The sequence below is a fragment of the Coprococcus sp. RTP21281st1_F1_RTP21281_210402 genome (genome assembly GCF_040915325.1).
GTDB lineage: Bacteria > Bacillota > Clostridia > Lachnospirales > Lachnospiraceae > Coprococcus > Coprococcus aceti.
The window spans coordinates 341,534-367,764 of the sequence record NZ_JBCPDQ010000002.1 but is presented as its reverse complement, the minus strand read 5'-3'; the positions used below and the strand labels follow the sequence as shown (position 1 = coordinate 367,764).

The 26,231-nt window shown below is 45.4% G+C and carries 18 protein-coding genes; 17 read left to right on the top strand and 1 reads right to left on the bottom strand.

The features are described 5' to 3' along the window. The first annotated feature begins 171 nt into the window (after window positions 1-171). From AB5150_RS03665 to proC, 15 genes are all read left to right on the top strand, one after another. Window positions 172-1,461, top strand: coding sequence for a galactokinase family protein (locus AB5150_RS03665; protein WP_238051028.1), 1,290 nt, complete (start codon window positions 172-174; stop codon window positions 1,459-1,461). A gap of 289 nt (window positions 1,462-1,750) precedes the next feature. Continuing rightward, entirely contained in the window at window positions 1,751-3,259 is a 1,509-nt protein-coding gene (galT, locus tag AB5150_RS03660; protein ID WP_055280173.1) for a UDP-glucose--hexose-1-phosphate uridylyltransferase, read from the top strand. A 254-nt stretch (window positions 3,260-3,513) separates the two neighbouring features. Next, a complete protein-coding gene (gene galE / locus AB5150_RS03655) occupies window positions 3,514-4,530 on the top strand; it encodes a UDP-glucose 4-epimerase GalE (protein WP_022217011.1) in 1,017 nt (338 codons plus the stop codon). A 199-nt stretch (window positions 4,531-4,729) separates the two neighbouring features. Further along, window positions 4,730-5,515 (top strand): glycosyltransferase family A protein, encoded by a 786-nt coding sequence (locus tag AB5150_RS03650; RefSeq protein WP_242859110.1) that lies wholly within the window; start codon window positions 4,730-4,732, stop codon window positions 5,513-5,515. Beyond that, a complete protein-coding gene (locus AB5150_RS03645) occupies window positions 5,512-6,543 on the top strand; it encodes a glycosyltransferase family 2 protein (RefSeq protein ID WP_117874410.1) in 1,032 nt (343 codons plus the stop codon). Before AB5150_RS03650 ends, AB5150_RS03645 begins: the two co-directional genes overlap by 4 nt. 25 nt (window positions 6,544-6,568) lie before the next feature. Further along, window positions 6,569-7,357 (top strand): ABC transporter permease, encoded by a 789-nt coding sequence (locus AB5150_RS03640; protein ID WP_015534593.1) that lies wholly within the window; start codon window positions 6,569-6,571, stop codon window positions 7,355-7,357. A gap of 12 nt (window positions 7,358-7,369) precedes the next feature. Continuing rightward, window positions 7,370-8,230, top strand: coding sequence for an ABC transporter ATP-binding protein (locus AB5150_RS03635; protein WP_022217009.1), 861 nt, complete (start codon window positions 7,370-7,372; stop codon window positions 8,228-8,230). 48 nt (window positions 8,231-8,278) lie between these two features. Beyond that, window positions 8,279-10,111 (top strand): glycosyltransferase family 2 protein, encoded by a 1,833-nt coding sequence (locus AB5150_RS03630; RefSeq protein WP_015534594.1) that lies wholly within the window; start codon window positions 8,279-8,281, stop codon window positions 10,109-10,111. A gap of 28 nt (window positions 10,112-10,139) precedes the next feature. Then, on the top strand, window positions 10,140-12,710 hold the full coding sequence (locus AB5150_RS03625; protein ID WP_015534595.1) for a polysaccharide pyruvyl transferase family protein: 2,571 nt from the start codon (window positions 10,140-10,142) through the stop codon (window positions 12,708-12,710). A gap of 5 nt (window positions 12,711-12,715) precedes the next feature. Further along, window positions 12,716-13,816 (top strand): UDP-galactopyranose mutase, encoded by a 1,101-nt coding sequence (gene glf / locus AB5150_RS03620; RefSeq protein WP_015534596.1) that lies wholly within the window; start codon window positions 12,716-12,718, stop codon window positions 13,814-13,816. Window positions 13,817-13,974: 158 nt separating this feature from the next. Further along, window positions 13,975-17,841 (top strand): EAL domain-containing protein, encoded by a 3,867-nt coding sequence (locus AB5150_RS03615; RefSeq protein ID WP_368291203.1) that lies wholly within the window; start codon window positions 13,975-13,977, stop codon window positions 17,839-17,841. Between the two features lie 97 nt (window positions 17,842-17,938). Further along, on the top strand, window positions 17,939-19,369 hold the full coding sequence (locus AB5150_RS03610; RefSeq protein ID WP_055272149.1) for an MBOAT family protein: 1,431 nt from the start codon (window positions 17,939-17,941) through the stop codon (window positions 19,367-19,369). A gap of 12 nt (window positions 19,370-19,381) precedes the next feature. Continuing rightward, complete coding sequence (locus AB5150_RS03605) at window positions 19,382-20,824, top strand: DHHW family protein (RefSeq protein ID WP_055272150.1); 1,443 nt, start codon at window positions 19,382-19,384, stop codon at window positions 20,822-20,824. 51 nt (window positions 20,825-20,875) lie between these two features. After that, window positions 20,876-21,028 carry a hypothetical protein gene (locus AB5150_RS03600; protein WP_156337929.1) on the top strand — a complete coding sequence of 51 codons (153 nt, stop codon included), beginning with the start codon at window positions 20,876-20,878 and terminating at the stop codon, window positions 21,026-21,028. Between the two features lie 52 nt (window positions 21,029-21,080). Beyond that, window positions 21,081-21,863: a pyrroline-5-carboxylate reductase gene (proC, locus tag AB5150_RS03595; protein ID WP_055272153.1), complete on the top strand. Its 783-nt coding sequence runs from the start codon at window positions 21,081-21,083 to the stop codon at window positions 21,861-21,863. Between the two features lie 62 nt (window positions 21,864-21,925). On the opposite strand, the gene AB5150_RS03590 is transcribed toward proC, so the two are convergent. Next, window positions 21,926-24,505 carry an ATP-binding protein gene (locus AB5150_RS03590; protein WP_055272155.1) on the bottom strand — a complete coding sequence of 860 codons (2,580 nt, stop codon included), beginning with the start codon at window positions 24,503-24,505 and terminating at the stop codon, window positions 21,926-21,928. A 252-nt stretch (window positions 24,506-24,757) separates the two neighbouring features. Here AB5150_RS03590 and AB5150_RS03585 point away from each other — a divergent pair, with 252 nt between their 5' ends. Together AB5150_RS03585 and AB5150_RS03580 are read left to right on the top strand one after the other, a co-directional pair. Then, a complete protein-coding gene (locus AB5150_RS03585) occupies window positions 24,758-25,867 on the top strand; it encodes an HD domain-containing phosphohydrolase (protein WP_022217003.1) in 1,110 nt (369 codons plus the stop codon). Then, the gene (locus tag AB5150_RS03580) at window positions 25,864-26,211 is read left to right on the top strand and encodes an Hpt domain-containing protein (RefSeq protein ID WP_022217002.1); all 348 of its coding nucleotides are present in this window, start codon (window positions 25,864-25,866) and stop codon (window positions 26,209-26,211) included. Before AB5150_RS03585 ends, AB5150_RS03580 begins: the two co-directional genes overlap by 4 nt. Window positions 26,212-26,231: the final 20 nt, after the last annotated feature.

The window sequence follows — 26,231 nt, the reverse complement described above, 5'->3', positions numbered from 1 at the left end:
ATATATTTGCAACGCTATGCCATGTTCAAAATCTGTATATTGTTATAGAATTATATTCACAAAGCAAGAAGCGCAACGGCGTAGCGCAGAAAATGTGCGCAATATGGACAACAAAATAACGGACATTAAGAAAAAAATATAAAAAGATGGAGAAAGGTGGAGTTACAGACAATGAAGAAAATCGCAGAACTAAAGGAAATTATCGCAGGTGGAGAGTTTGACGAGAAGCTTGCACAGATCTATCTCGACAAGGATATGATCCCATACAACAGGCAAAGATATGTAAAAGCTCTTGATAAATTTACAGAGTTATTCGGAGATCAGGAGGTTGCTATCTACAGCGCTCCCGGAAGAAGTGAGGTGTGTGGAAACCATACAGACCATCAGAACGGACATGTACTTGCTACATCGATCAACCTTGATGCCATAGCAATTGTGGCACCTAGAGAGGACGGCGTGATCGAGCTTGTGTCAGACGATATGCCAAAGGAAGTTATCAATGTAAATGATATCGAGCAGGATCCTGCACTTGAGGGAACAACAACAGCGCTTATCAAGGGCGTTGTTGCAGGAATCAGAGACTACGGATTCAAGGTAGGCGGTTTCACAGCATTTGTGACAAGCGATGTGCTCATGGGAGCTGGAATGTCATCATCAGCAGCATTTGAGAGCCTTATAGGAACTATCCTTTCAGGCCTCTACAATGACATGAAGGTTTCATCAGTTGATGTTGCAAAGATAGGACAGTACGCAGAGAACGTATACTTCGGCAAGCCATGCGGACTTATGGATCAGATGGCATGTGCAGTCGGAGGACTTATATATATCGACTTCTTCGACAAGGCTAATCCTGTCATCAAGCAGGTCCCAGTTGACTTTGAGGCTCACCAGTACAGCCTGTGTATCGTTGACACAAAGGGTTCACATGCAGACCTCACAGACGACTACGCAGCAATCCCTGCAGAGATGAAGCAGGTTGCAAATTACTTCGGCGAGGAACTCCTCAGCAGAGTTTCAGAGGAGGATTTCATCAGCAAGGTTGGTGAGATGAGAGCCAGCGGCAAGGTGAATGACAGAGCAGTCCTTCGTGCGCTTCACTTCTACACAGAGCAGGACAGAGTTGCAGAGGGTGTTGCAGCACTTGAGAATCAGGAATTTGACCATTTCCTCGATGTTATAAAGAGAAGCGGAGATTCATCATTCAAGCTTCTTCAGAATATATACAGCGCAAAGGATCCACTCACACAGAACGTATCAATAGCACTTGGATTCTCAGAGAAGTTCATCGGCGAGGATGGTGTGTGCAGAGTACACGGCGGCGGATTTGCCGGAACCATCCAGGCATTTGTCAAGAATGCGGCTGTTGCTGAGTACAAGAAGAACATCGAGTCGATCTTCGGAGAGGGCGCATGCCACGTCCTCAAGGTAAGACCTTACGGCGGAATCAAGGTAGTTGAATAGATATTTGCGAAACATGACAGTGTATAGTGTTTGAGGCAATTTAACATACCAATCAGGGGTCGTTTCCACTTAACTCAGCCTGCAGCGCATGTAACAGCTGGCTTGCCAGCTGTTGTGGGTAATAGTCAATGCTGATTTTTTAGCATTGACTATTACCTAAGGACCGGCGGCCTCGTATTCCCCTGATTTGGTAATGTTAAATTACCTCAAACATAATACAGGTTTATGGGTTTCGCAAATATCTGTGCGTGAAAAAATATAAGGATATGTAGAAAGAAGGGTTACAACCATGATAGATACAAATATCAAGCAGCTCGTTGAGTACGGAATTGCAAATGAGCTGATAGAGGAAGAGGATAGAATATATACGACCAACACCATCCTCGAGATGCTGAAGAAGGACAGCTACGAGGAGCCGGGTGAGGTGCCAGCTATAGATACACCGGAAAAACTTGAGGAGTGTCTCAAGGGGATTCTGGATTACGCAGTTGAGAATGGACTTATCGCAGAGAATTCAGTTGTCCTCAGAGATCTGTTCGACACGAAGATCATGAATGCGCTGGTTCCAAAGCCAAGCCAGATCATAAAGACGTTCAGAGAGAAGTATGCAAAGTCCCCAGAGGAGGCGACAGACTTCTATTATAAGCTCAGCAGAGCAACAGATTATATAAGAACATACAGAGTTGCAAGGGACATCAAGTGGGTAAAGCCTACAGAGTATGGTGATATCGACATCACCATCAACCTTTCAAAGCCTGAGAAGGATCCGAAGATGATTGCCCTTGCTAAGACCATGTCACAGTCATCATATCCAAAGTGCCAGCTGTGTATGGAGAACGAGGGATATGCGGGAAGGATCAACCATCCAGCAAGAGAGAATCACAGGATCATTCCTATAGAGGTAAATGGCAGCAAGTGGGGATTCCAGTATTCTCCATATGTATACTACAATGAGCACTGTATCGTGTTCAACGGACAGCACATCCCTATGAAGATAGAAAAGGCTACATTCCAGAAACTCTTTTCATTTGTTGGACAGTTCCCACATTACTTCCTGGGATCAAATGCAGACCTTCCTATAGTAGGTGGATCTATCCTCACACACGATCACTTCCAGGGCGGACGTTATACATTTGCCATGACAAAGGCACCTGTTGAGACAAAGATTACATTTGCAGGATATGAGGATGTTGAGGCAGGAATCGTGAAGTGGCCTATGTCAGTCATCAGACTTGACGGAGAGGATCCAGACAAGATCATAGAGCTTGCCGACAAGATTCTCGGCGCATGGAGAGGCTACACAGATGAGGATGCGTACATATTCGCGGAGACAGACGGAGAGCCTCACAACACGATCACTCCGATCGCAAGAATGAGAGATGGCAAGTACGAGATGGACTTAGTCCTTCGTAACAACATCACCACAGAGGAGCATCCACTTGGTCTCTATCATCCATGGGAGCAGTACCACAACATCAAGAAGGAGAACATCGGACTCATCGAGGTAATGGGACTTGCGGTACTTCCTGCAAGACTCAAGGGCGAGATGGAAGAGCTGGCAGAGGTTCTTGTGGCAGGTGGAGACATCAAGGCTCATGAGAATATCGCAAAGCATTACGACTGGGTACAGACTTTCATTGGAAAGTACGACATAAATGCAGACAACGTACACAAGATCCTTCAGGATGAGATCGGCGATGTATTCGCAAAGATCCTTGAGTGTGCAGGCGTTTACAAGAGAGATGAGGCCGGAAAGGCTGCATTCCTCAAGTTCGTAGATTATGTGAATGCACAGTAATATAGTGTGCACTAAAAATGCAATAATATATGTGTATCTGTGACAGACGTATTCCATAACTAATATTTATTAATGCCACATTTTATTGTGCATAACAGGATGTAGTGGTATAGTGTTGGAGAAAACGTCATTACAAAATAAAAATGTTTATAAACTGGTGATCGACATTTGCGCAAGACATTAACAGTGCCCCCAAAAGCACAGGTGTCCGGCAGATGGTTATGAGTCACAGTATCATAAAGGAGGAAAACATTATGAAAATTTTGGTAACAGGCGGAGCAGGTTATATAGGAAGTCATACATGTGTTGAGCTGCTTAATGCAGGCTACGAGGTAGTAATTCTCGACAACCTTTACAATGCCAGCGAGAAGGCAGTCGACAGAATCAAGGAGATAACAGGAAAGGATCTCACATTTTACAAGGCAGATATCCTTGACAAGGAAGCTATGGACAAGATATTTGCAGATGAGAAGCCTGACTGTGTAATACATTTTGCAGGACTCAAGGCAGTTGGTGAATCAGTTGTAAAGCCACTTGAGTACTATCAGAACAACATCACAGGAACTCTTAATCTGTGCGAGGTTATGAGAAAGAACGGATGCAAGAACATCATCTTCTCATCATCAGCTACAGTATACGGCAATCCTGCATTTATCCCTATCACGGAGGAGTGCCCAAAGGGAACACCTACGAACCCATATGGCTGGACAAAGTGGATGATCGAGCAGATCCTCACAGACCTCCACACAGCAGATCCAGAGTGGAATGTAATTCTTCTCCGTTACTTCAACCCAATCGGAGCTCATAAGAGCGGACTTATCGGAGAGGATCCAAAGGGTATTCCTAACAACCTTCTTCCATATGTTGCACAGGTTGCAATCGGAAAGCTTCAGAGCGTTGGAGTATTTGGCAATGATTACGACACACCGGATGGAACAGGTGTGAGAGATTACATCCATGTAGTAGACCTTGCAGTTGGACATGTAAAGGCTATCAACAAGATCAAGGAGAATCCTGGAGTTAAGGTATACAACCTTGGAACAGGAAATGGTTACAGTGTCCTTGATGTTATCAAGGCGTTCAGCAAGGCCTGTGGACATGACGTTCCATATGTGATCAAGGAGAGACGTCCTGGAGATATTGCAACATGCTACTCAGACGCTTCACTTGCCAAGAAGGAGCTTGGCTGGGAGGCTCAGTACGGAATCGACGAGATGTGTGCTGATTCATGGAAGTGGCAGTCGATGAATCCAAATGGATATAATGACTAATTCCAAAATATAAATAACATAAAGCAGCAGAGCACCGACAAATACTATATATAATCAGATGTAGATTTGCCGGTGCTCTTTTCTGTGTATTGACTTTTTAAAAGAGACGTTGTATAAGTAAGTAAACTACGCTTTCTGCGGTCTTTGTTAATTATGCCCTTTTTTAGGGCTTTATCAGATAGAAATGGGTGTTTGACATATGAGACTAGAAATACTGCTTTCGTGTATGAACCTTCAGGATGAGGATATCATAACGAAATCCCATATAGAGTCCGACACGATCATAGTCAACCAGTGTGGATATGATGGGTACAATGAATATGACAGGAACGGACATAAGACAAGAATTTTTTCGGTGAATGACAAGGGTCTTACCAAGAGCAGGAACTATGCTATAAAGCATTCTGAGGCGGATGTTTGTCTGCTGTGTGATGACGATGAGGTGTTCAGCAGGAATTATGAAGAAGGGATACTGACTGCGTACAGAGATCTGCCAGAGGCGGATGTCATCATATTCAACATAGGCAACAGACCTGCCCATTGGGGCGACATGCCTAAGAAGCTTGGATATCTGGATCTCATGCATGTGGCATCCTGGCAGATATCATTCAAGAGAGAGAGCATAGTCAATAATAATGTATATTTTGATGAGCGCATGGGTGCGGGCTCGGGCAACGGAGCTGAAGAGGAATTCAGATTCCTCACGGATTGCAGGAAGAACGGACTTGCAATATATTATGTACCATTTGTCATAGCGGATGTTGCGCAGACAAAGTCAACATGGTTTAAGGGGTATAACGAAGAATTTTTCATAAACAGAGGTAATACGACAAGATACATCATGGGTTATGTACCGGCGGTATTGTACGCAGCGTATTACAGCATAAGGAAGAGACATCAGTTTGACAGTGATATATCATGGTTTAAGGCCTTCAGACTTATTATGAAGGGAATACATGAGAACAGGTTAGGGAAGAAGAAATGAGTGAAAAAATATTAAGTGTGATAATTCCGTCTTACAACAGCAAGCCATATCTTGACAAATGTCTTGGATCACTTGTTGTTCCGGAGCTTATGGACAAAATAGACGTGATAGTGGTAAACGATGGCTCGACAGACGGCAGTGAGAGTATATGTGAGGAGTACATTGAGAAGTATCCTGACAGCTATTCACTTATTAATAAGGAGAACGGAGGACATGGCTCAGCGATAAATGCCGGAGCTGAGAAGGCCAGGGGCAGATACATGAAGGTGCTTGACGCCGACGACTGGTTTCTCACAGAGAGTATTCCTGAGTTTATAGGAAAGCTCGAGAATGCCAGTGCGGATGTTGTTCTGACATGTCACCACACCATCAATATAACAACAGGGGAGATAAAGAACTGGAGATGTTTCCCTGATGAATTCGACAGAGAATATACTATGGAAGAGGTCATGTCAGACTGGAAAAAATTTGACAGAAGCCTCACATTCCATGGAATAACATATAGAACACAGTTTTACCGTGAGAATGGAGTCAGACTTGCAGAAAAAGTATTCTACGAGGATCACGAATATGCGACATATCCATGCTGCTTGGCAAAATCCATACTGCCACTCGATATGTTCGTGTACGAGTACAGGATCGGGGATGTGTCCCAGAGCGTATCCGCGCAGAATCAGTTCAAGAGAATCGACCATACCAAGATGGTCATAGTAAAGATGCTCAAGAACAGAGAGGACATCTCGGAGCAGTGGGCTCTTGAATACTGCGACAAGAAGATACATCTTCTTCTGCTGAGCTTCATGGTAACTTCCATGCTATGCGATTCCGACAGAAAGAGAGGTGTTGCACGGGTAGATCAGCTTATGAGTTATATAGTCAAGAGAGACAGACACGTCGTTGATATGACATTGAAGCATTATAAGATACTTAAGCTTCTGAATGCTGCGCATGTGGGTCTGGAAGGCTATAACAAAATGCTTAATTCAAAGCTTTACAACAAGGTAAGGCACAATAAGAGTTTTGAATAGATTTACTATGGAGGATTAACGAAAAATGAAAGTAAAAAGCGGAAGCTTTTTAGAAGTTTTTAATTATAAAGATCTTTTAAATCAGCTTGTCTCAAGAGATATAAAGTTAAAGTATAGAAGAAGTTTTCTTGGATATGTGTGGAGTATCCTGAACCCATTGCTCATCATGATCGTAATGGTTATCGTATTCTCCAAGATGTTCAACAGATCGATACCACACTTTCCTGTGTACCTTTTTGCAGGACGTATACTGTACGAATTTGTAATAGGTGCATGTGGTAAGGCACTTGGAAGTATAACAGATAATTCGTCACTGCTTAAGAAAACGTATGTGTCAAAGTTTATGTTCCCGCTGGCAAAAATCACAAGCTCACTTGTTGACTGCCTGTTTTCACTGGGAGCGTTTCTTATCGTTATCATATTCACACGTTCACCATTTTATTGGACGATGCTGTTGTTCCCGTTCATATTCCTTCAGGCCTATATATTTGCCTGCGGATTGGGCTTTTTTCTTGCACAGCTCCATGTATTCTTCAGAGATACAAGATATATATGGAATGCGGTCACCACAGCGTGGATGTACTGTTCAGCGATATTCTATCCTATAGATATGCTGCCAGACTGGTTGAAGTTACTTGTGAATTACTTCAACCCACTGTATGTGTATATCAAGCAGTTTAGATGCATAGCGCATCAGGGAGTGATGCCTGATCTCACTACTATCGGTCTCGGATTCCTCTATGCATTCTTTTTCTTTGGACTGGGAGTGCTGTGTTTCAAGAAGAATCAGGACAAGTTCATTCTGTATATTTAGGAGGTGTGGCAGTTGGCTAACGTAGAAGAGAAAAAGAACGAACTTGATGATAAGAAGATTTTCACCTCAAATGCACAGCGTACAACAACTGTGGCAAAGGGTGAGACCATTATAGAGCTCAAGGATGTGACCATAAGATTCAACAAGAACAATCTGAAGGTGGACAATCTGAAAGAGTATTTTATAAGACTTGTGACAAAACAGTTGATGTTCCAGGAGTTCATAGCGTTAAAGGACATCAATCTTGATATAAAGAAGGGCGAGGCGTGGGGCTTCCTTGGAACCAATGGTGCCGGAAAATCCACCCTGCTCAAGGTAGTCAGCAGAATATTGAAGCCTGCCAGCGGTACTGTTAAGGTATCGGGAACTGTGGCAGCCCTCATAGAGCTTGGAGCCGGAATCGATCCACAGCTCACGGCCCGTGAGAATATATTTCTCAACGGAACTCTGCTGGGATATTCAAAGGCATTTATAGAGTCAAAGTTTGACGATATAGTTGAGTTTTCAGAGTTGCAGGATTTCCTTGACTCTCCGGTCAAGAACTTTTCTTCAGGTATGAAGACAAGACTTGCATTCTCCATAGCGACGGCGGTTGAGCCGGATATTCTCATTGCGGATGAGATACTTGCTGTAGGTGATATGCGATTCAAGAAGAAGTGTGCGGCCAAGATGACTGCCATGCTGGAGGATGGAACGACCCTGCTGTATGTATCCCACAACATAGCTGCTGTCAAGAAGCAGTGTAACAAGGCTATGTGGCTGGATCATGGAAATGTAGTTATGGTGGGAGATGCTGATACGGTATGCGATGCATTCAAGGCCGAGATGGATGCACCTGCACCGGCAAAGGCCCAGAGCAAGGACAAGAAATAACAAGAAATCAGGCAAGATGTTTGATATACAACACAGGAGGATTGGATAATGTTACAGAATGTGAAGTTGCAGAATGTGATGCTGCAGATGAATCTGGATGTGAACTTGATAGAGTATCCTGAATTCAGCGCCATTGGAAAGGGAGAGGAATCACCATTTATATACGACTCAGAGAAGAAATGTCATGTTGTTGAGAAGCTCACAAAGGTTAATTTCATGAGCTATTACAACTGCATTCAGGTAAAACGCTGGTCAGAGTATACAGGGGTAAAGAACTTCAAGCTCCACCTCACAATGAAGGGAAAAGCTACAATATCCGTATATGCAATATATTCAGCATCCGTTGCGGTTACCTACAATCCACTTGTATCACAGGTAGTTGAGAGTGATGAGGTTTCAGAGGTGGTTGTGAACATACCAGAGACAGATAAGGCTCTTGTAGGTTTCTATATGGATACCCTGGAAGATACAGAGATATACAGCGGATACTATTCTGCTGACATCGAGGAGGACAGAATAAGAGATGTAAATATCTCTCTTGTCACAACAACATTCAAGAAGCAGGAATATATCAAGCGTAATATAGACCTCATCAAGTCAAATGTACTCTATGATGGAAGCGACCTCAAGGGACACATGTTTGTACATGTCATTGACAATGACAGAGAACTCGATCCATCAGAGCTCGACAGTGAGGATCTCAAGGTTTATATGAATAACAACGTAGGTGGAGCCGGCGGTTTCACCCGTGGAATGATAGAGGCACTGGAGCTTCCAAAGAAGCCTACACATGTACTCCTCATGGATGATGACGTTATGGTCATGCCAGAGAGTTTGTTCAGAACATATTATCTGCTCAGACTCCTCAAAGACGAGTACAAGAAGTGCTTCCTGAGTGGAGCCATGTTCGATTACGACATACGCCAGAAGCAGTATGAGGACGTGGGATTTGTCCACAAGGCAGACGGATCATACGGTCCGGTCAAGTCAGCTATGGATATGAGGCTTCTCAAGAACATAGTTGCAAATGAGAACTACAGTTTCAATGTCGATGATGCATATGCAGGCTGGTGGTACTGCTGTATACCTGTGGAGCACATCGAGGACAGAGGCTTACCACTTCCGGTATTTGTCAGAGGTGACGATGTAGAGTTCTCACTGAGAAATAAGCCGGGATTTATAGCACTTAATGGTATCTGTATATGGCATGTGGGATTTGCAGGCAAATTCAACGCCGCCATGGAGCTTTATCAGGTTCACAGAAACAGTTTTGTTATCCAGGCGGCAAGCGGAATATGTCAGGATGTGGATTTCCTTGCGAGAGTAAAGGGAATGTTCTGGAAGGATATAACCAGATTTGCATACAACAATGCTGAGCTGCTCATAGATTCCATTGAGGATTACCTCAAGGGACCAGAGTATATCATGCATCTTGACGGAGAGCAGAGCCTCAAGGAGCACAATGCTAAGAACGAGAAGCTTGTGCCGCTGGCAGAGCTTGGCTATGCAGGGGATCTTCCTACAGATCCATACAAGTATGAGAGTCTTAATCTGTTCCGCAAGGCAATGTATGTGCTCACGATAAACGGACATCTTCTTCCAAACTTCATGCTCAGAAGAACACCGTATATCATCGCGTACGACTGGTTCTTTGTTCCGGGAAAGAATTACATGAAGAAGACTCTCGTTGCCGTGAACAAGAACGGTGGAACAGGAGTCAGAAGAACGATCAACAGAAAGCGTTGTTTTGCGCTTATAAAGAGATATAGAAAAGTATTGGCTAAATACAAGAAGACACATGTGGAAGTTGAGCAGGCTTACAGAAATGCATTTGACGAGATGAAGACAACTAAGTTCTGGAAGGAATATCTGCATATATAAAGTGATATGGAAGGAGTATCTTTAGGGTATGGCTACTATTAAAGGTATAAAAAACCGTTTGGCGGCTGCGGGAAGAGCACTGGGGGGAGATTACACCTCAGAGAAGAACGGTTCGAAGCCAAAGGATAAGCTCAAGGCGTCCCAGCGAGTAAATGCGGCGCAGAGGGCGATGAGCGGTGATTACGCTCTCAGAGACGGCAAAAAGCCTGTTGTAAAGGTCGAGCCTGCTGAGATCAGGATGAATAAGGTATTCACCACGAAGGAAAAAGCAGAGCCTGAGATCAAAGTGTTTGAGAAGCAGGAGAGTGCCAGACAGAGAGAAGAAGAGCGAGTAGAGTGGAGAAAGAAAGCGGTGAGACGCGACAGCGACAAGACAGTCGGATGCATACATCCTGATTACTGCTGTGGCTGCGGCGCGTGCTACAGTGTATGTCCGGTAAATGCTATAAGCATGAAGTATGATTCAGAGGGATTTCTTGCTCCTGTAGTGGATCGCAGCAAATGTACAAACTGCGGTCTGTGCAGAAAGATCTGTCCATCTATAAATCTTGAGTATAAGAACACTGTCGAGCCTGCATGCTATGCGGCATATGCAGACGATGAGATAAGGGCAAAGAGTTCGTCAGGTGGAATATTCACACTGCTGGCTGAGTATGCATTTGAGCAGGGTGGAGCTGTATGCGGAGCAGGATACACAGACGATTTCAAGGTTGAACACTTTATCATAGAGAGCCCGGATGATCTGGACAAGCTCAGAAAATCCAAGTATGTTCAGGCTGATGCATCGAAGGTGTATGCGGACGTTAAGAAGATACTCAAGGAAGGCAGAGTGGTAGTATTCTGCGGATGCGGATGTCAGGTCGCAGGACTTTACGCAACACTCAAGAATGTGGATATATCAAATCTCTACACAATAGATCTGATGTGCCACGGCGGTCCATCGCCAAAGCTGTTCGATGATTATCTGAACAAATACCACGGCAAGGATCAGGGCAAGGTTGCTGATGTTGGATTCAGAGACAAGGACTACTTCGGCTGGTCTACAGAGATGACTGTAAAGTACACTGACGGAACAGTTTATCACAGAACAAGGACACAGGATCCATATTACAGAGCATTCCTTCCTTGTATATCGACGAGAAAGTTCTGTGGACACTGCGCATATGCGAAGCTTCCGAGAACAGGTGATATAACACTTGCAGATTTCTGGGGAATCCAGAAGTACAACAGAGATTACACTGACGGCAAGGGAACATCCATTGTGTCAGTCAACAGCCCACAGGGTGAGAAGATATATGCTGCCATAGCAGACAAGCTGCTCCTGAACAAGGAGATACCTTGTGATGATGTACTCAAGACAGGACAGCCATTTGACCACTGCTTCAAGAATCATCCTGCCAGACAGAGATATTTTGAGCAGATAAAGAATGGCTCATCCATGGAGAAGGCGTACGATTATGCCATCAAGGACAAGTACGATGTAGGTATATATGGCGTGTGGTTCGGTGCGAACTACGGAAGTGTTGCTACCTATTACGCACTTCACGAGATCATCAGATCATTTGGTCTGTCAGTGCTCATGATAGACATGCCTGCAGCCAAGACCGGAGCCGGCAAGCCTGACACCCATGCGAGAAGATTTGCAAAGGCACATTACCATGAGAGCAAGAGATACACACTGAAGGATATGAGGGAGCTCAATTCCAAGGTCGATACATTCATCATGGGATCAGATCAGGTGTGGAACAGAGGTATAAGCAGAGGCTTCGGCTTCTCATTCTATTTCGATTTTGTTGAGCCGGATAAGAAGAAGATCGCATTCTCTGCATCATTTGGACATGACAGGGATTTCTGTAATGTACAGGACAGGGAGACGATATCTGAATACATGAGACAGTTTGATGGAATATCCATTAGAGAGACCAGTGGAGTTGAGATCTGTAAGGATGTGTATGGAATAGATGCGGTGAGAGTTCTCGATCCTGTATTTGTTGCAGACAGAAAGGTATTCGATTCACTGGCAGACAAGGCAAAGAAGAAGCACGATGGCAAATATATGCTTGCATATATACTTGATCCAACTCCGGAGAAGAGAGCCGCAGTGGTTGAGGTTTCAGAGAAGCTCGGCCTTGAGGTAGTTGTTCTTCTGGACGGACGTCCAAAGGACCCGGTGAAGAACCGTCAGATCATGGATATGGACGACAAGATCGTCGACGACATAACAGTCGAGGACTGGCTGAACTATTTCAGAAATGCAGATTTCGTTCTCACTGATTCATGCCACGGAATAAGCTTCTCACTTGTATTTGAGACAAACTTTATCGGACTTGCAAACAGTGCAAGAGGAATGACAAGATTTGAATCCCTCGTGGATGTATTCCAGGTGAGAGATCATTACGTTCAGGATGCGGCAGACATTCTTGGAAATGATGAGCTGTTGAAGCCTGTGGATTACGACAATGTTAATAAGATACTTATGTCAGAGAGGGAGAGATCCCTTGCATGGCTTAAGGAAGTATTGTTCAGACCTAAGGAGTTTGAGGGTTATAGAGCATATCCAATTATAGATAAGAGATTGGCGGAAGATAAGGAGGATTAAGTAACATGGCAAAGTATGATTACCTCATAGTAGGAGCCGGATTATTCGGCGCAGTATTTGCATACGAGGCAGGCAAGAGAGGCAAAAGCTGTCTGGTTATAGACAAGCGTCCACATATTGCCGGCAACATTTACACAGAGCAGGTGGAGGGTATAAATGTTCACAAGTATGGCGCACATATATTCCACACATCTGACAAGAAGATCTGGGAGTATGTAAACCAGTTTGCAGAGTTCAACAACTACATTAACTCACCTGTAGCTTCATACAAGGATGAGCTGTACAACCTTCCATTCAACATGAACACATTCAGCAAGATGTGGGGAATCAAGAAGCCTTCAGAGGCAAAGGCAATCATCGAGAAGCAGATCGCAGATCTGAACATTGGAGAGCCAAAGAACCTTGAGGAGCAGGCACTCAAGCTTGCCGGTACAGATGTGTATGAGAAGCTTGTCAAGGGATACACAGAGAAGCAGTGGGGAAGACCATGTACAGAGCTTCCTGCATTCATTATCAAGAGACTGCCTCTGAGATTCATATACGACAACAACTACTTCAATGACCGTTTCCAGGGAATCCCAATGGGCGGATACACACAGATCATTGAGAAGATGCTTGAGGGCGCTGAGGTCAAGACTGACACAGATTACTTCGATTTTATCAAGGAGAATCCTGACATCGCAGACAAGACTGTATACACAGGTATGATAGATGAGTTCTTCGGATTCCAGTACGGACCACTTGAGTACCGTTCAGTAAGATTCGAGACAGAGGTACTCGATGAGGAAAACTACCAGGGAAATGCTGTTGTGAACTACACACACAGAGATGTTCCATACACAAGAATAATTGAGCACAAGCACTTTGAGTTTGGAAAGCAGCCAAAGACAGTTATCAGCCGTGAGTATTCAGCAGAGTGGAAGCCGGGCGTAGAGCCATACTACCCTGTAAACAACGACAAGAACAATGCGCTTTACGAGAAGTACAAGGAGCTTGCAGAGACACGCAAGGATGTAATATTCGGCGGAAGACTTGGACAGTACAAGTATTATGATATGGACAAGGTAATCGCAGCAGCACTTGAATGTGTTGAGGCGGAGTTCTAATCGTGAGATAGAGCATATTATAAAGCCATACAAAGGGACGCATACCGGAATACAGATTTTCCGTATATGCGTCCTTTTTGCGTGCCGGAAGCATGGGTGATACGTCAAAATAAAAAAGATATACACTTTCGACAGAACGTGATAGAATTATACTAATTATGGGCATGTTATTTGGTGGATACGATGCCCAGGGGGTAAAAATTAAAAGGGTAAAGGGTGTATATGTTATGACAAGGAAGAGGATTGCGGTACTGACAGCCCAGGCTGATGAGTACACCCAGGGTAGATTCCTCTCGGGGTTTTTTGAGAAGGCATTTCAGCTTGATTATGATGTGTGCGTGTTCTCAATGTATCTGAAGTATCAGGATACAGCTAGCAGAGAAGTGGGGGACGCCAACATATTCAACCTGATAGAATTTGACAAATATGATGCGGTGGTCATATGTACTGACAGGATCAGGACGCCGGGAACAGAGGAGGGACTCCGGTGGCGTGTGGAGCATGAGTTTGATGGTCCGGTACTGATAGTCGGCGACGAGATAGAAGGATATAAATCCATAAATATTGATCACAGAAAGAATATATGCGGGCTTATGGATCATCTCATAGAAGAGCACGGATACCGTGATATAGTGCTGCTTGATGGCTGGGAGAATACTGCCAATTCCGAGCTGAAGAAGCAGGGATTCTTTGACAGCATGAAGAGTCATGGTATCGATGTGGATGAATCGTCGGTCTACTATGGCAATAACTGGTTTGACTCAGGACGCCAGACCGCAATGGAGATAACAGAGAACAGAGACAGACTTCCACAGGCTGTGGTGTGTGCCAGTGATCACATGGCACTGGGGCTGGCGGCTGAGCTGGAACAGAGAGGCGTGAGGGTCCCTGAGGATATAGCGATAACGGGATATGACGCTGCGGAGACGAACGATGACAGAGTCATACCGCTGACATCGGTTGATATACCTGCAAAGGTTGACGGCGAGTACGCCGCAAAATGGATAGACGCAGAGATAAACGGAAGATCTCTGGAGAACTATAGGAGCAGTGCGTCTATACACTGGGGAAAAAGCTGTGGATGTGAGCAGTGTACGGAGAAGCCGGGAAAGAGAGACGTGACGGCATGGGATATGAACGCTCAGCCGGGAAGCTATGGTTCATACTATAACCATATGATGGAGGATCTGTTATCCCAGAGAGATTACAGGGAATTCTACAATACCATATTCCAGTATGCCCACACGGATGGCAACATGAGCAGTTTCAGTCTCTGCCTGAATGAATATTGGAAGTTTCCTGAGGTCATGATGGGGTCAAATGCACTGAGAGTCGGATACACGAAGAATATATACAGGGTCATCAGAAGCTGCGGTGATGGAGACGGTGCGATAGATTTCGATGACTGTTTTGACGTGTCCAGACTGATACCTGAGCTGGATGCAGACAGGGATAGACCTGAGGCTTACATATTCACTCCACTCAATTTCGACGACAGATGTTTTGGATATGCGGTTGTGAGCTATGGAAGCGAGTGCAGGGCGTACGATATTTCATATAGCACATGGATCAAGCAGATCATGCAGGGCATGGAGGCGTTCTACAGACAGGCGAGTCTTCAGAAGCTTCTGGACAAGGTCAATGCATCGCAGATCCGTGATGATCTGACCGGAGTGTACAATTATAACGGATTTATGGCGAGGTGCAGGGATATGTGTAACGATGCCGTTACACATGGCAGGAGCATTGAGCTGCTGGCTATAGATATAAAGGGACTGGGACAGATAAATGCAAGTCTCGGCAGAAAGGTCGGGGACGAGGCCATACAGGCACTTGCCAGAATGATCTCGGCATCCCTTGAGAAATCCGACGTATGTATGAGAATGTGTAACGATGAGTTCATCGTGGCATATCAGGTGATGGGAGATGCGGAGGATCACGCAGACGCCATAGTTAAGAGTGTGGAGAGCCGTACCAGGGAGTTTAACAGGACAAGTGGCGACAATTTTGTCATGGAGATATGCTATGCGGTGGACAGACAGATGGTTGCGAATGCGGAGGCTCTGGACAACTATGTGAACGCACTCATAAGCAACAAGAACAATGCCAAGATGAAGGCGTACATTGAGAGCACGAGAAATGCAGAGCTGTCACAGGAGGATATAGAGAAGGACAAGCTTGCCACGGAGATTCTTGACAGGAATCTGCTCACATATCATTTCCAGCCTATAGTTAATGCCCGCACAGGTCAGATCTATGCCTATGAGGTGCTCATGAGATCGGCAGGAGAGCAGTACATGTCTCCTCTCGACATAATACAGAGTGCTGAGAGACTTGGACGTCTGAGCGATGTGGAGAGAGCCACATTTATCAATGTGTTGAGACTCGTTGAGGACAAGCGAGAGGAACTTGAGGGCAGAAAGATATTCTTTAACAGTATACCGGGCTGCAGGCTGTCGGAGGAGGACACCGCTGTCATAGAGAGCAAACTCAGGGAATTTGGTGGACAGGTGGTCGTGGAATTCACCGAGGAGGCTGAGATGAGCGACCAGCTACTGGATCAGATAAAGGACAAGTACGGCAGGATGAACATAGAGACCGCCATAGATGACTATGGCTCAGGTTATTCAAATGTCAACAATCTTCTCAGATATATGCCGCGTTACGTGAAGATAGACAGGATGCTCATGACAAATATACATGAGGATCCGCAGAAGCAGCATTTTGTTAAGGATATTATAGAATTTGCGCATGACAATGATATCGTCACTCTGGCGGAGGGCGTTGAGCTGGATGTTGAACTCAAGGAGGTCATCAGACTTGGCGCAGATCTCATTCAGGGTTACTACACGGCGAAGCCTTCACCGGAGGCGATTGCCGAGATAGATAAGAGGATCATAAACGAGATAGTCCAGTACAATCAGAACGAGATCACAAAGTATGGCAAGAAGACCTATGTCATAACCGATGAAGACGAGATATCGATGGTTCAGCTTGCATTTAACAAATATACGGCGCTTGATTTCAAGAAGATAGATGACCAGTACAGGTACGTCAACATGACAGGTACACCGGGCTTCAAGTCCAACATGCTGATAACCATAGGAGACGGCTTCAGAGGCGAGCTCAGGGTGGACAGCATAAGCCTTGGAGGAGAGAAGGGCATACCTTGTATAAAGATAGAAGACAACTGCGATGTCAGGATAGTTCTCACCGGGGACAATGAGCTGCGCACAGGCGGTATACAGGTAGCCGAGTCGTCAAAGCTCGAGCTTGCCGGAGACGGAGATCTGAGGATCACCCTTGCGGGCGGCAGATACTTTGGAATAGGAAACGATTTTGCGTCGAGACACGGAGATCTGTATTTCAATCAGGATGGAACGCTGTTCATAACGGCCACCGGAATGAGGGGCATTGGAATAGGATCCGGCCTTGGCGGTAATATATATATTGGACACGGACGATACGAGATAGATCAGAGAGGTCAGGAGGGTGTGATGATAGGCTGCATGGACAGCGACTGCACTCTTCACATAGAGAACTGTGACATGGAGATATACAATGGAATTGCCAGGAGTGTATCCATAGGCTCATATAACGGAAGCGCGGATATAGCTATTGACAATATATCCGGCAAGATATCCGGGGCATCCATCTCGACAGCAGTCATAGGAACCATGAATGGAAAGTTCTGCAGGGTTGCCATGAAGAATATCAATATTACCATGAACATCAGGGCAAATGAATGTTATGGTATAGGCTGCCGTGAGGGCGATACGGACGTCAGCATACAGTACGCTTACGTCAAGGTGGTGGCACAGGGCAAGGATGCCTACGCCATGGGTAACAGCACCCACACCGCCAGACTGGAATTCTCCAACTCGGATATCAACACACAGGTGATCAACAGTGTGGGAACTGATATAGGTGCAGAGGAGAAAAATATCGTGATCGGTAACGGTAGAGTGAGCTTCATGGTGAACGGAATATCAAAGAACAGGGAAGTGCAGATGGTCGATCTGTAGGCGCCTATTCCGAAGCGTACAGTTAATCATTATTAATATTGTGTTGTTGACTGTTGTGAAGTATAATACAGCCGATTGACATGATGGGAGAATATTTATGGTTTTTTCGAGTTTAATATTTTTGTTTGTTTTTCTCACTGCAAACCTGATAGCATATTTTGCGGTGAGCCCTGAGAAACGCAATAAGGTATTGCTGATATTTTCACTGGTGTTCTATGCCTGGGGAGGCCCGAGATATCTTCTGCTCCTGGCGGGAGAGACTCTGGTGAGCTGGCTGTTTGCCATTCGCATAGATGAGGCACGTGCCGGATATACCAAGAGATCTGAGAAGTTTTATCTTGTGTGTGACCTTGTGATAATGCTTGGCTGTCTTGCGATATTCAAGTATCTGGGATTTTTCCTTGGCAACATAAAGGCAGTGTTCGGCGTGCCGAAGACCGTGCCTGGAATAGCTCTCCCAATAGGAATCTCTTTCTATACATTCCAGCTCATATCATATGTGGTGGATGTGTACAGGAACGAAGTCAGACCACAGAGAGAATACTGGAAGCTCCTTCTGTATTCAAGTCTGTTCCATCAGTGTATAGCGGGACCTATCGTCAGATATGAGACCGTTGCTGATCAGATAGACAACAGGGAGATAACAGCGAACGATATATACATGGGGCTGAGAAGATTTTCAGTCGGACTGGCAAAGAAGGCGATACTGGCCAATTCCTGTGCCAGCATAGCCGACACCCTGCTCCCGGCGGGAGTAGCGAGCCTCAAGGCTCAGACGACACTTGGAATGTGGATTGGAATGATAGCGTATATGCTTCAGATATACCTTGATTTCTCAGCATACTCAGACATGGCCATCGGAATGGGAAGGATGGTAGGTTTCCACTATGATGAGAACTTTAACTACCCATATATGGCTACATCGGTAAATAATTTCTGGAGGAGATGGCACATATCACTCAGCTCATTCTTCAGGGATTACGTATATATACCGCTTGGCGGCAACAGATGCAGCACAGCGAAGTACATCCGCAACATGGCTATCGTGTGGTTCCTCACGGGAATGTGGCACGGAGCAAGCTGGAATTATATATTCTGGGGAGTTTATTATCTGGGCTTCCTCCTTCTGGAGAAGTTTTATCTGGGCGGAAGACTCGGCCCTGTGGCATCCCGAATATATACGCTGCTCGTTATCCTGTTCGGATGGACCATATTCAGATTTGAGAGCCTTCGTGAGCTTGGAACAGTGCTTGCGGGAATGTTTGGAATAGGAACATCGGGATTTGCAAATATGGCACTTGGAACAATATTTGTGAAGAACATATTCTTCCTGATATTTGCATGTATTGCGTGTACGGATCTGGGCAAGAGACTCAGAAAATGGGCTATAGAAGTTGGAAAGGTCAACCCACTTGTATTCAACGTGTTCAATGTAACTGAGATGATAACACCGGTACTTATGCTCGTGATCTCAGTGCTGGCGCTTGTGGGTGCAAGCTATAATCCTTTCCTGTATTTCCAGTTTTAATGGGTGATTTTTATGAAGAGAAGATATACCAGAAGTCAGAGACAACAATTAAAGAAATTCAGAACTCTGGGTGTTCTTATATTTGCCGCAGTCATGGCGATAGGAGCATTTATTGGTCTGCTGTTTTTTGTCAGACCTAAGAAATCCACGATGGAGAAGAGGACACTTGCAAAGTTTCCGTCATTCACTATAACGTCATTCCTCGACGGATCATACTTCGAGGACGTGTCACTGTGGTATTCTGACACATACCCTATGAGGGATAAGCTTGTGTCGGCTGACCAGAGCCTTAAGAAGCTGTACGGAATACAGCTCGGAACGCAGGTGGTTGGAGGAAATGCCAAGGGCGATGAGATACCTGAGGTGGACAAGAGTGCGGTGACCGCCACTCCTGATGATGCAGGCAAGGCGACAACTGAGAGTACCACGGAGGTTACGACAGAGGATCCTGAGATAGGACTTCCTGCGAGTCTGACATCGAAGAACAAGCAGGATGCGACAACTGAGAGCGGTTCGGTCCAGACGGTCGATCCACCAGATTCAAAGGCTATGGACAATGCGTTCCAGAAGCAGCTTCAGGACAACCTGTATGTGAAGGATGGTTCTGCGTACAGCCTGTACTATTTCGTTCAGGACTCCGCAACAGAATATATAGATGCTATCAACAATGCAGCGGCACAGCTCTCGGGCCAGACAAATGTGTACGATATTCTTGTGCCGAACAATTCAGGTGTCCTGCTATCGGATGACGAGCTGGATAAGCTTGGCGGTTCCGATCAGAAACAGGCGATAGAGTATTACTATGGCATGATGAATGGCGTGAAGACGGTCGATATATTTGACACGTTAAAGGCGCATAAGGATGAATATATATTCTTCAGGACAGATCACCACTGGACCGCGGATGGCGCGTACTATGCGTATGAGGATTTCTGCAAGACGAAGGGCATAACGGCCATTCCACGTGACAAGAGGAAGACGGATACCTTCAAGGGATTCCTCGGAAGCTTCTACAGCACCCTGCAGAACTCTGACATGAAGAATAATCCTGATACGATATACGCCTACGAACCGATAGGAACAAATGACATGACCTACTGGAACGAGGATGGCTCGGAGCAGAAGTGGAATGTCATAATGGATGTGAATGGATGGGATAAGGGAACCATGTATTCTACATTTGTGGGCGGTGACACGCCGATGGCAGTGATAGAAAACCCGAAGGTGACAGACGGTTCATCGTGTGTAGTAATGAAGGAGTCCTACGGAAATGCATTTATTCCATTTCTTGTGGATCACTACTCCAAAATATATATCATAGATTACAGATATTCACAGGTAAACATCCTTGACTTTGTGAAGAGCAAAAAGGTCAATGATTTTATCTGTATAAATAACATATCTCTCATAGGAGATAAAGATGTGGCGGCTACTATAAGCAGTCTGCTGCACTAGGGCATAATCGGAGGATTTGCAGACAGATGCCCGGAGATGGTCAACAGATATATGGAGACTGTTTCTGAAGGTACCAGAGGATTGTTCATGTTCTGCACCATAGATAATGACAAGGATGTGGATGTGTTCCAGGCGCTTGCAACTGTCGACAGACTTCTCTATCAGGAGAAGCGTGCAAAGAAGCTTCGCCGGATGGCTGAGTAAGACAGATATAAAAGACAAAATATATAAAGGCTTGAAAGAAGGAGAATGTATCATGGAGAGGTTAGGTTTCATAGGCATGGGTAATATGGCACAGGCACTCTGTGCAGGATTTGTGAATTCAGGGAAGATAGCGGCTGAGAGTGTATATGCATATGCACCACACTATGACAAGCTGGTGAAGAACTCAGAGAAGTATGGATTTACCCCGTGTAAGACACTTGCAGAGCTGGTGGATGCCGTGGATACGGTCATCATGGCATGCAAGCCTTATCAGATCAATGACGTTCTCGTTGAGATAGGAGAGAGACTTCACGGCAAGGCTCTTGTGTCGGTGGCAGCTGGCTGGGATTTTAAGAAGTACAGTGAGTATTTTGACAGTTCGGTGAGGGTGCAGTTTGTGATGCCGAATACTCCGGCAATGGTATATGAGGGAGTTATGCTCTTTGAGGCACAGAATTCCCTTGAGGAGGAAGAAAGGACACAGATCAAAGAGCTGTTCGCGGCTGTGGGAATTGTGGAGGAGCTTCCATCGAATCTCATGGGAATAGGAGGCGCAGTAACCGGCTGTGGTCCTGCATTTGTGGATCTGTTCATAGAGGGATATGCGGATGCAGCGGTTAAGTATGGTGTGCCTAGACAGACTGCGTACAGACTCATATCACAGATGATACTTGGTTCAGCAAAACTTCAGCTAGAGACAGGGGAGCATCCCGGCGTGTTGAAGGACAATGTATGTTCCCCTGCGGGAACAACCATCTGCGGTGTTGCATCCCTCGAGGAGTCAGGCCTCAGGAGTGCATGCATTAAGTCTATAGATGCGATCATGAATAAGTAATAACGGCAAAGCCCCTGTATGATTGAAATATCATACAGGGACTTTTTTATTTCTTGACTTTTTTATTTCTTGAATTTTGAGAGGATGCTTATAAGCTGCCTTATGTTCAGCGGCTTTGACAGGTGTTCGTTCATGCCCGCCAGACGGCATCTTTCGAGATCTTTAGCAAATGTGTTGGCGGTGATGGCGATGATAGGAATGTTCTGTGCATCCGGATGCTCGAGCTTTCTTATGGCGTAGGACGCCGAGATTCCATCCATCACAGGCATCTGAAGATCCATAAGGATGCCGTCGTAGGTTCCGGCAGCAGATGTGGAGAACATGGCAACGCACACGGAGCCGTCCTCAGCGCGCTCACAGGAAATACCATTCATACCCAGAAGTTCAGACACGACCTCATAGTTGAGTTCGTTATCCTCTGCCACCAGAAGGTGCATTCCTACACACAGGGATTCTGCGTCGCTGCTATCACCGGATTGTCCAGACCACAGATCATCCTTTATGATATAAGGGACGTCGATGCTTACCTCGATGATAGTTCCACCACCCGGATTGCTCTGTACTGTGATGGTACCCTGCATTAGATCCACAAGCTCCTTCACTATGGCGAGCCCCAGACCGCTTCCGCGCACTTTGCTGATCCTGGTGTCTGTCTCGCGGGAGAATTTGTTGAACATGCTCGCCTGATATTCAGGCTTTATTCCAATTCCCGTGTCGCTTATTCTGGCGACGAGACGTATCTTATCGGAGCCCGGTATATTCTCCTCATATAATTCAAACCCAACGTCGCCATGACCAGGTGTGAACTTGATGGAGTTAGACAGCAGGTTAGAGTAGATCTGTTTCAGCTTGAGTCCATCGGCCAGGATGTAGTCGTGATATATATCGTGACAGTTGAAGGTTATATTGAGTCCGTCGTTCATGAGAGCCTGATCGAAAACCATGTTCAGAGTATGACACAGCTCGGATACAGATGTTTCACAAGGCTTAAGCTGCTGTCTGCCGTTTTCCAGATTCGTTATGTCAAGGATGTTGCTGACGAGCTGTTCTATATAAGCCCCGGACGTCCTGAGCTTGCCCAGACAGTCGTCTATCTTGCTTGGATCGCCTAGTGATCGCTTTGCTATGTCGGCAAATCCCATTACGGCATTCAGAGGTGTTCTTATGTCGTGAGCCATCTTGGACAGAAACTCGGACTTTGCCTCGTTTGCCTTGTTGGCCTCCTCTGCCAGGAGCATCCAGCTCTGTTCACGTCTCTTTTGTTCGCTGATAAGCCTTGTTGCATACAGTATGTTGGTCACGTTGCCAAGAGCATCTCGCTTCTTCACAATAAATCTTGCCGAGTGCCAGTTGCCGTCGTTGGCGAGATAATCCATGGCTATGGTCTCGTCTGTGTGGAGACGTTCTGCGATGGTCGACAGATCAAAGAAATCAAGTATCTTGTCCTGATATTCGGGAACGACGAAGCGGTGACACAGCTCCTTCATCTTGGAGGAAGCTCTTCCCATGCGGCCTGTAAGTCTGTGTACCTTGTTATCGCTGGACACCTCCTCGTACATGTCCTGTGTAAGATCTATCCTGTATATTGAGAAGTAGATCTTGCTTATGGCAGATATGATCTCATTGTTCAGGTTAGCCTCGTCAAGTGCCTCCTGGAGCTGCCTCCTCGAATTTTGTTCAAAGCTCACAAGCTCGTCTATCTGCTTGAAGCCAATCAGCACCCTTGAAGATGAAGCCGCTGAAAAAGGGAATATCTCAGCCTCAAAGTTTTCCTGGCCCGCTGCGTTCGGAGTCACCCGGTATCTGTAAGAAAGCTTAGGGTGAGCGGCAAGATGATTCTGTATATGCTCTGCGCTGAGGATTTCTGTGAAGTCCGGGGCAGATTCTTTGATGACATATTTTTCGTAATACTGTCCGATCAGCTCTGAGTAGCAGAATGTTTTCCCAGCTTTGATGTCGTGTATGTGGGCAGCATTTGCCGCTGGGTCAAGCTTTAAAGGCTCGAGAGAATCATTCTGAAGATCCACGCAGTAGACGGATATGTAGTCCGTGCACAGAACAGACATGAACGTCCTTTCGCGGTTCAGATCCGACAGGCTCTTTTCGAGAGAATTATTGCGCTGCTCAAGAAGCTCGGTCATTCTGAGAGTCTCCCTTACATTTCCGAGATGACCGCCCACAACCCCAAGCAGACTTATAAAGGATTCCGAACTATCTATGTGGGGATTGTCCACACCGATAAAGCCTTTGAGCTGGTCCTTATAGAAGATAGGAAATGCTATTTCAGAGTGGATATCCTGCATGACCAGAAGCTGATACTCGGAAGGCATGAGATCCTTCACATCCTCCACGTTATCTATGATCATACTGTCGCCGCGCTCAAATGCTTCCAGCCAGTAAGGCATGTCGGCGGAATCTACGGACTGAAGATTGTCAATCCATGGCTGCACATTGTCACCGCACCACTCATATGAGTTGCGGAATACGTTGTCAGTCTCATCCCAGTCAAAAATATAAACTCGTTCTGACGAAGTGCAACTTCCGATGATACGGAGCAGAGTCTGTATGGATGCTCGGAGTTCAAAACGGTTCTGGGCTCTGTCAATGGCAACCATCTGCTGTAGTATAACAAAATTATCCATAAAATACCCCCCCTTTAGGTGTGTAGATTTTTGATATATTAATACATAAAGCTCTGTTTTTAAGACAATTTTACCTATTTTGAGAGAAAAAATCCATATTAATGTCAATTAATTCCATAGACAATATTTGTTAAAGACAATAGAATTAATGCGGGTATTTACAAAGATTTTGCGTAATTATACAAAAGATCCAATATATGAAAAATACAAAAGCAGTTGCAAGTGAAAATACTACATTGAGGAGTGGATCAAATGAGAGAAAAAGTTTTGATTGTTGATGACATCGAACTGAACAGAGAGATTCTGGCGGTTGCGCTTGGCGATGAGTACGAGGTACTGCAGGCATCAGATGGTGTACAGACGATAGAGATCCTGAAAACGGATAGCGAGGGGATAACTGCTATGCTGCTGGATCTCATCATGCCGAATGTGGATGGATACGCTGTACTGGATTATATGAGAGAGCATGGTCTGCTGGAGAGAATACCGGTTATCGTCATAAGTGCTGAATCCGCAAGGGATGTTGAGGTGAAATGTCTTGAGATGGGTGTTACGGATTTCATAAGAAAGCCATTTGACAGTGTTACGGTCAGGAGAAGAGTCAAGAACACAGCCGAGCTGTTCATGTACAAGAATCATCTGGAGGATAAAGTCAGACTGCAGACAAGAGAGCTGGAGGAGAAGAACAAACTGTTTCAGGCTCAGGCAGAGCAGATACGTGAGACCAATGAGAAGATAGTGGATGTTTTAGGCACGGTTGTTGAATACAGAAATCTTGAGAGCGGTGAGCATATCAAGAGGGTAAAGGAATTTACCAATATACTTGCAGAGAAGGCTGCGGAGAAATATCCGGAGTACGGCCTTACACCGGAGAAGATAGCTGTAATAGTTGCAGCCAGTCCACTTCATGACATAGGCAAGATAGCCATTAAGGACAGTGTGCTCCTGAAGCCGGGAAGGCTTACAGATGAAGAGTTTGAATATATGAAGACCCACACGACAAAGGGCTGTGAGATACTTACACAGATTGCAGGCACGTGGAGTGAGGAATACGAGAAGATCAGCTATGAGATATGCCGTCATCATCATGAGAGATATGATGGAAAGGGCTATCCTGACGGACTGGCCGGTGAGGATATACCGATATCGGCACAGCTTGTGTCCATAGCGGATGTGTATGACGCTCTTGTGAGTGATCGCGTGTACAAGAAAGCGATAGAGAAGGGCAAGGCATATCAGATGATACTTGATGGAGAGTGTGGAACATTTTCACCGAGACTTATAGAGTGCTTCAAGGAGTCCAGACAGGAATTTGAAGAGCTTGTGTGCAGATATGAGATGAAGAAGGAGAACCAGATATGAACATCAGAGAGTGTTATGATACAATAGGAGCAGATTTTGAGGATGTACTTGGCAGACTTGGCAGTGAGAGCCTTATACAGAGATTCGCACTTAAGTTTATAGATGATGGAAGCTACAATGAACTGACAGAGGCTCTTGCGGAGAAGAATGCCGAGAAGGCATTCAGGGCAGCACATACACTGAAGGGGATATGCCTGAACCTTGGACTTAAGAATCTGTATACAGTGAGCTCGGATCTGACAGAGAAGCTCAGGGGGAGAGAGCTTGATGGATATGAGGCTTTGTATGAGAAGGTCAGTGAGCAGTATAAGATAACTGTAAATGCTCTTAAGAGTGTTGAATAGATCATTGTAGTGTGAGAAAA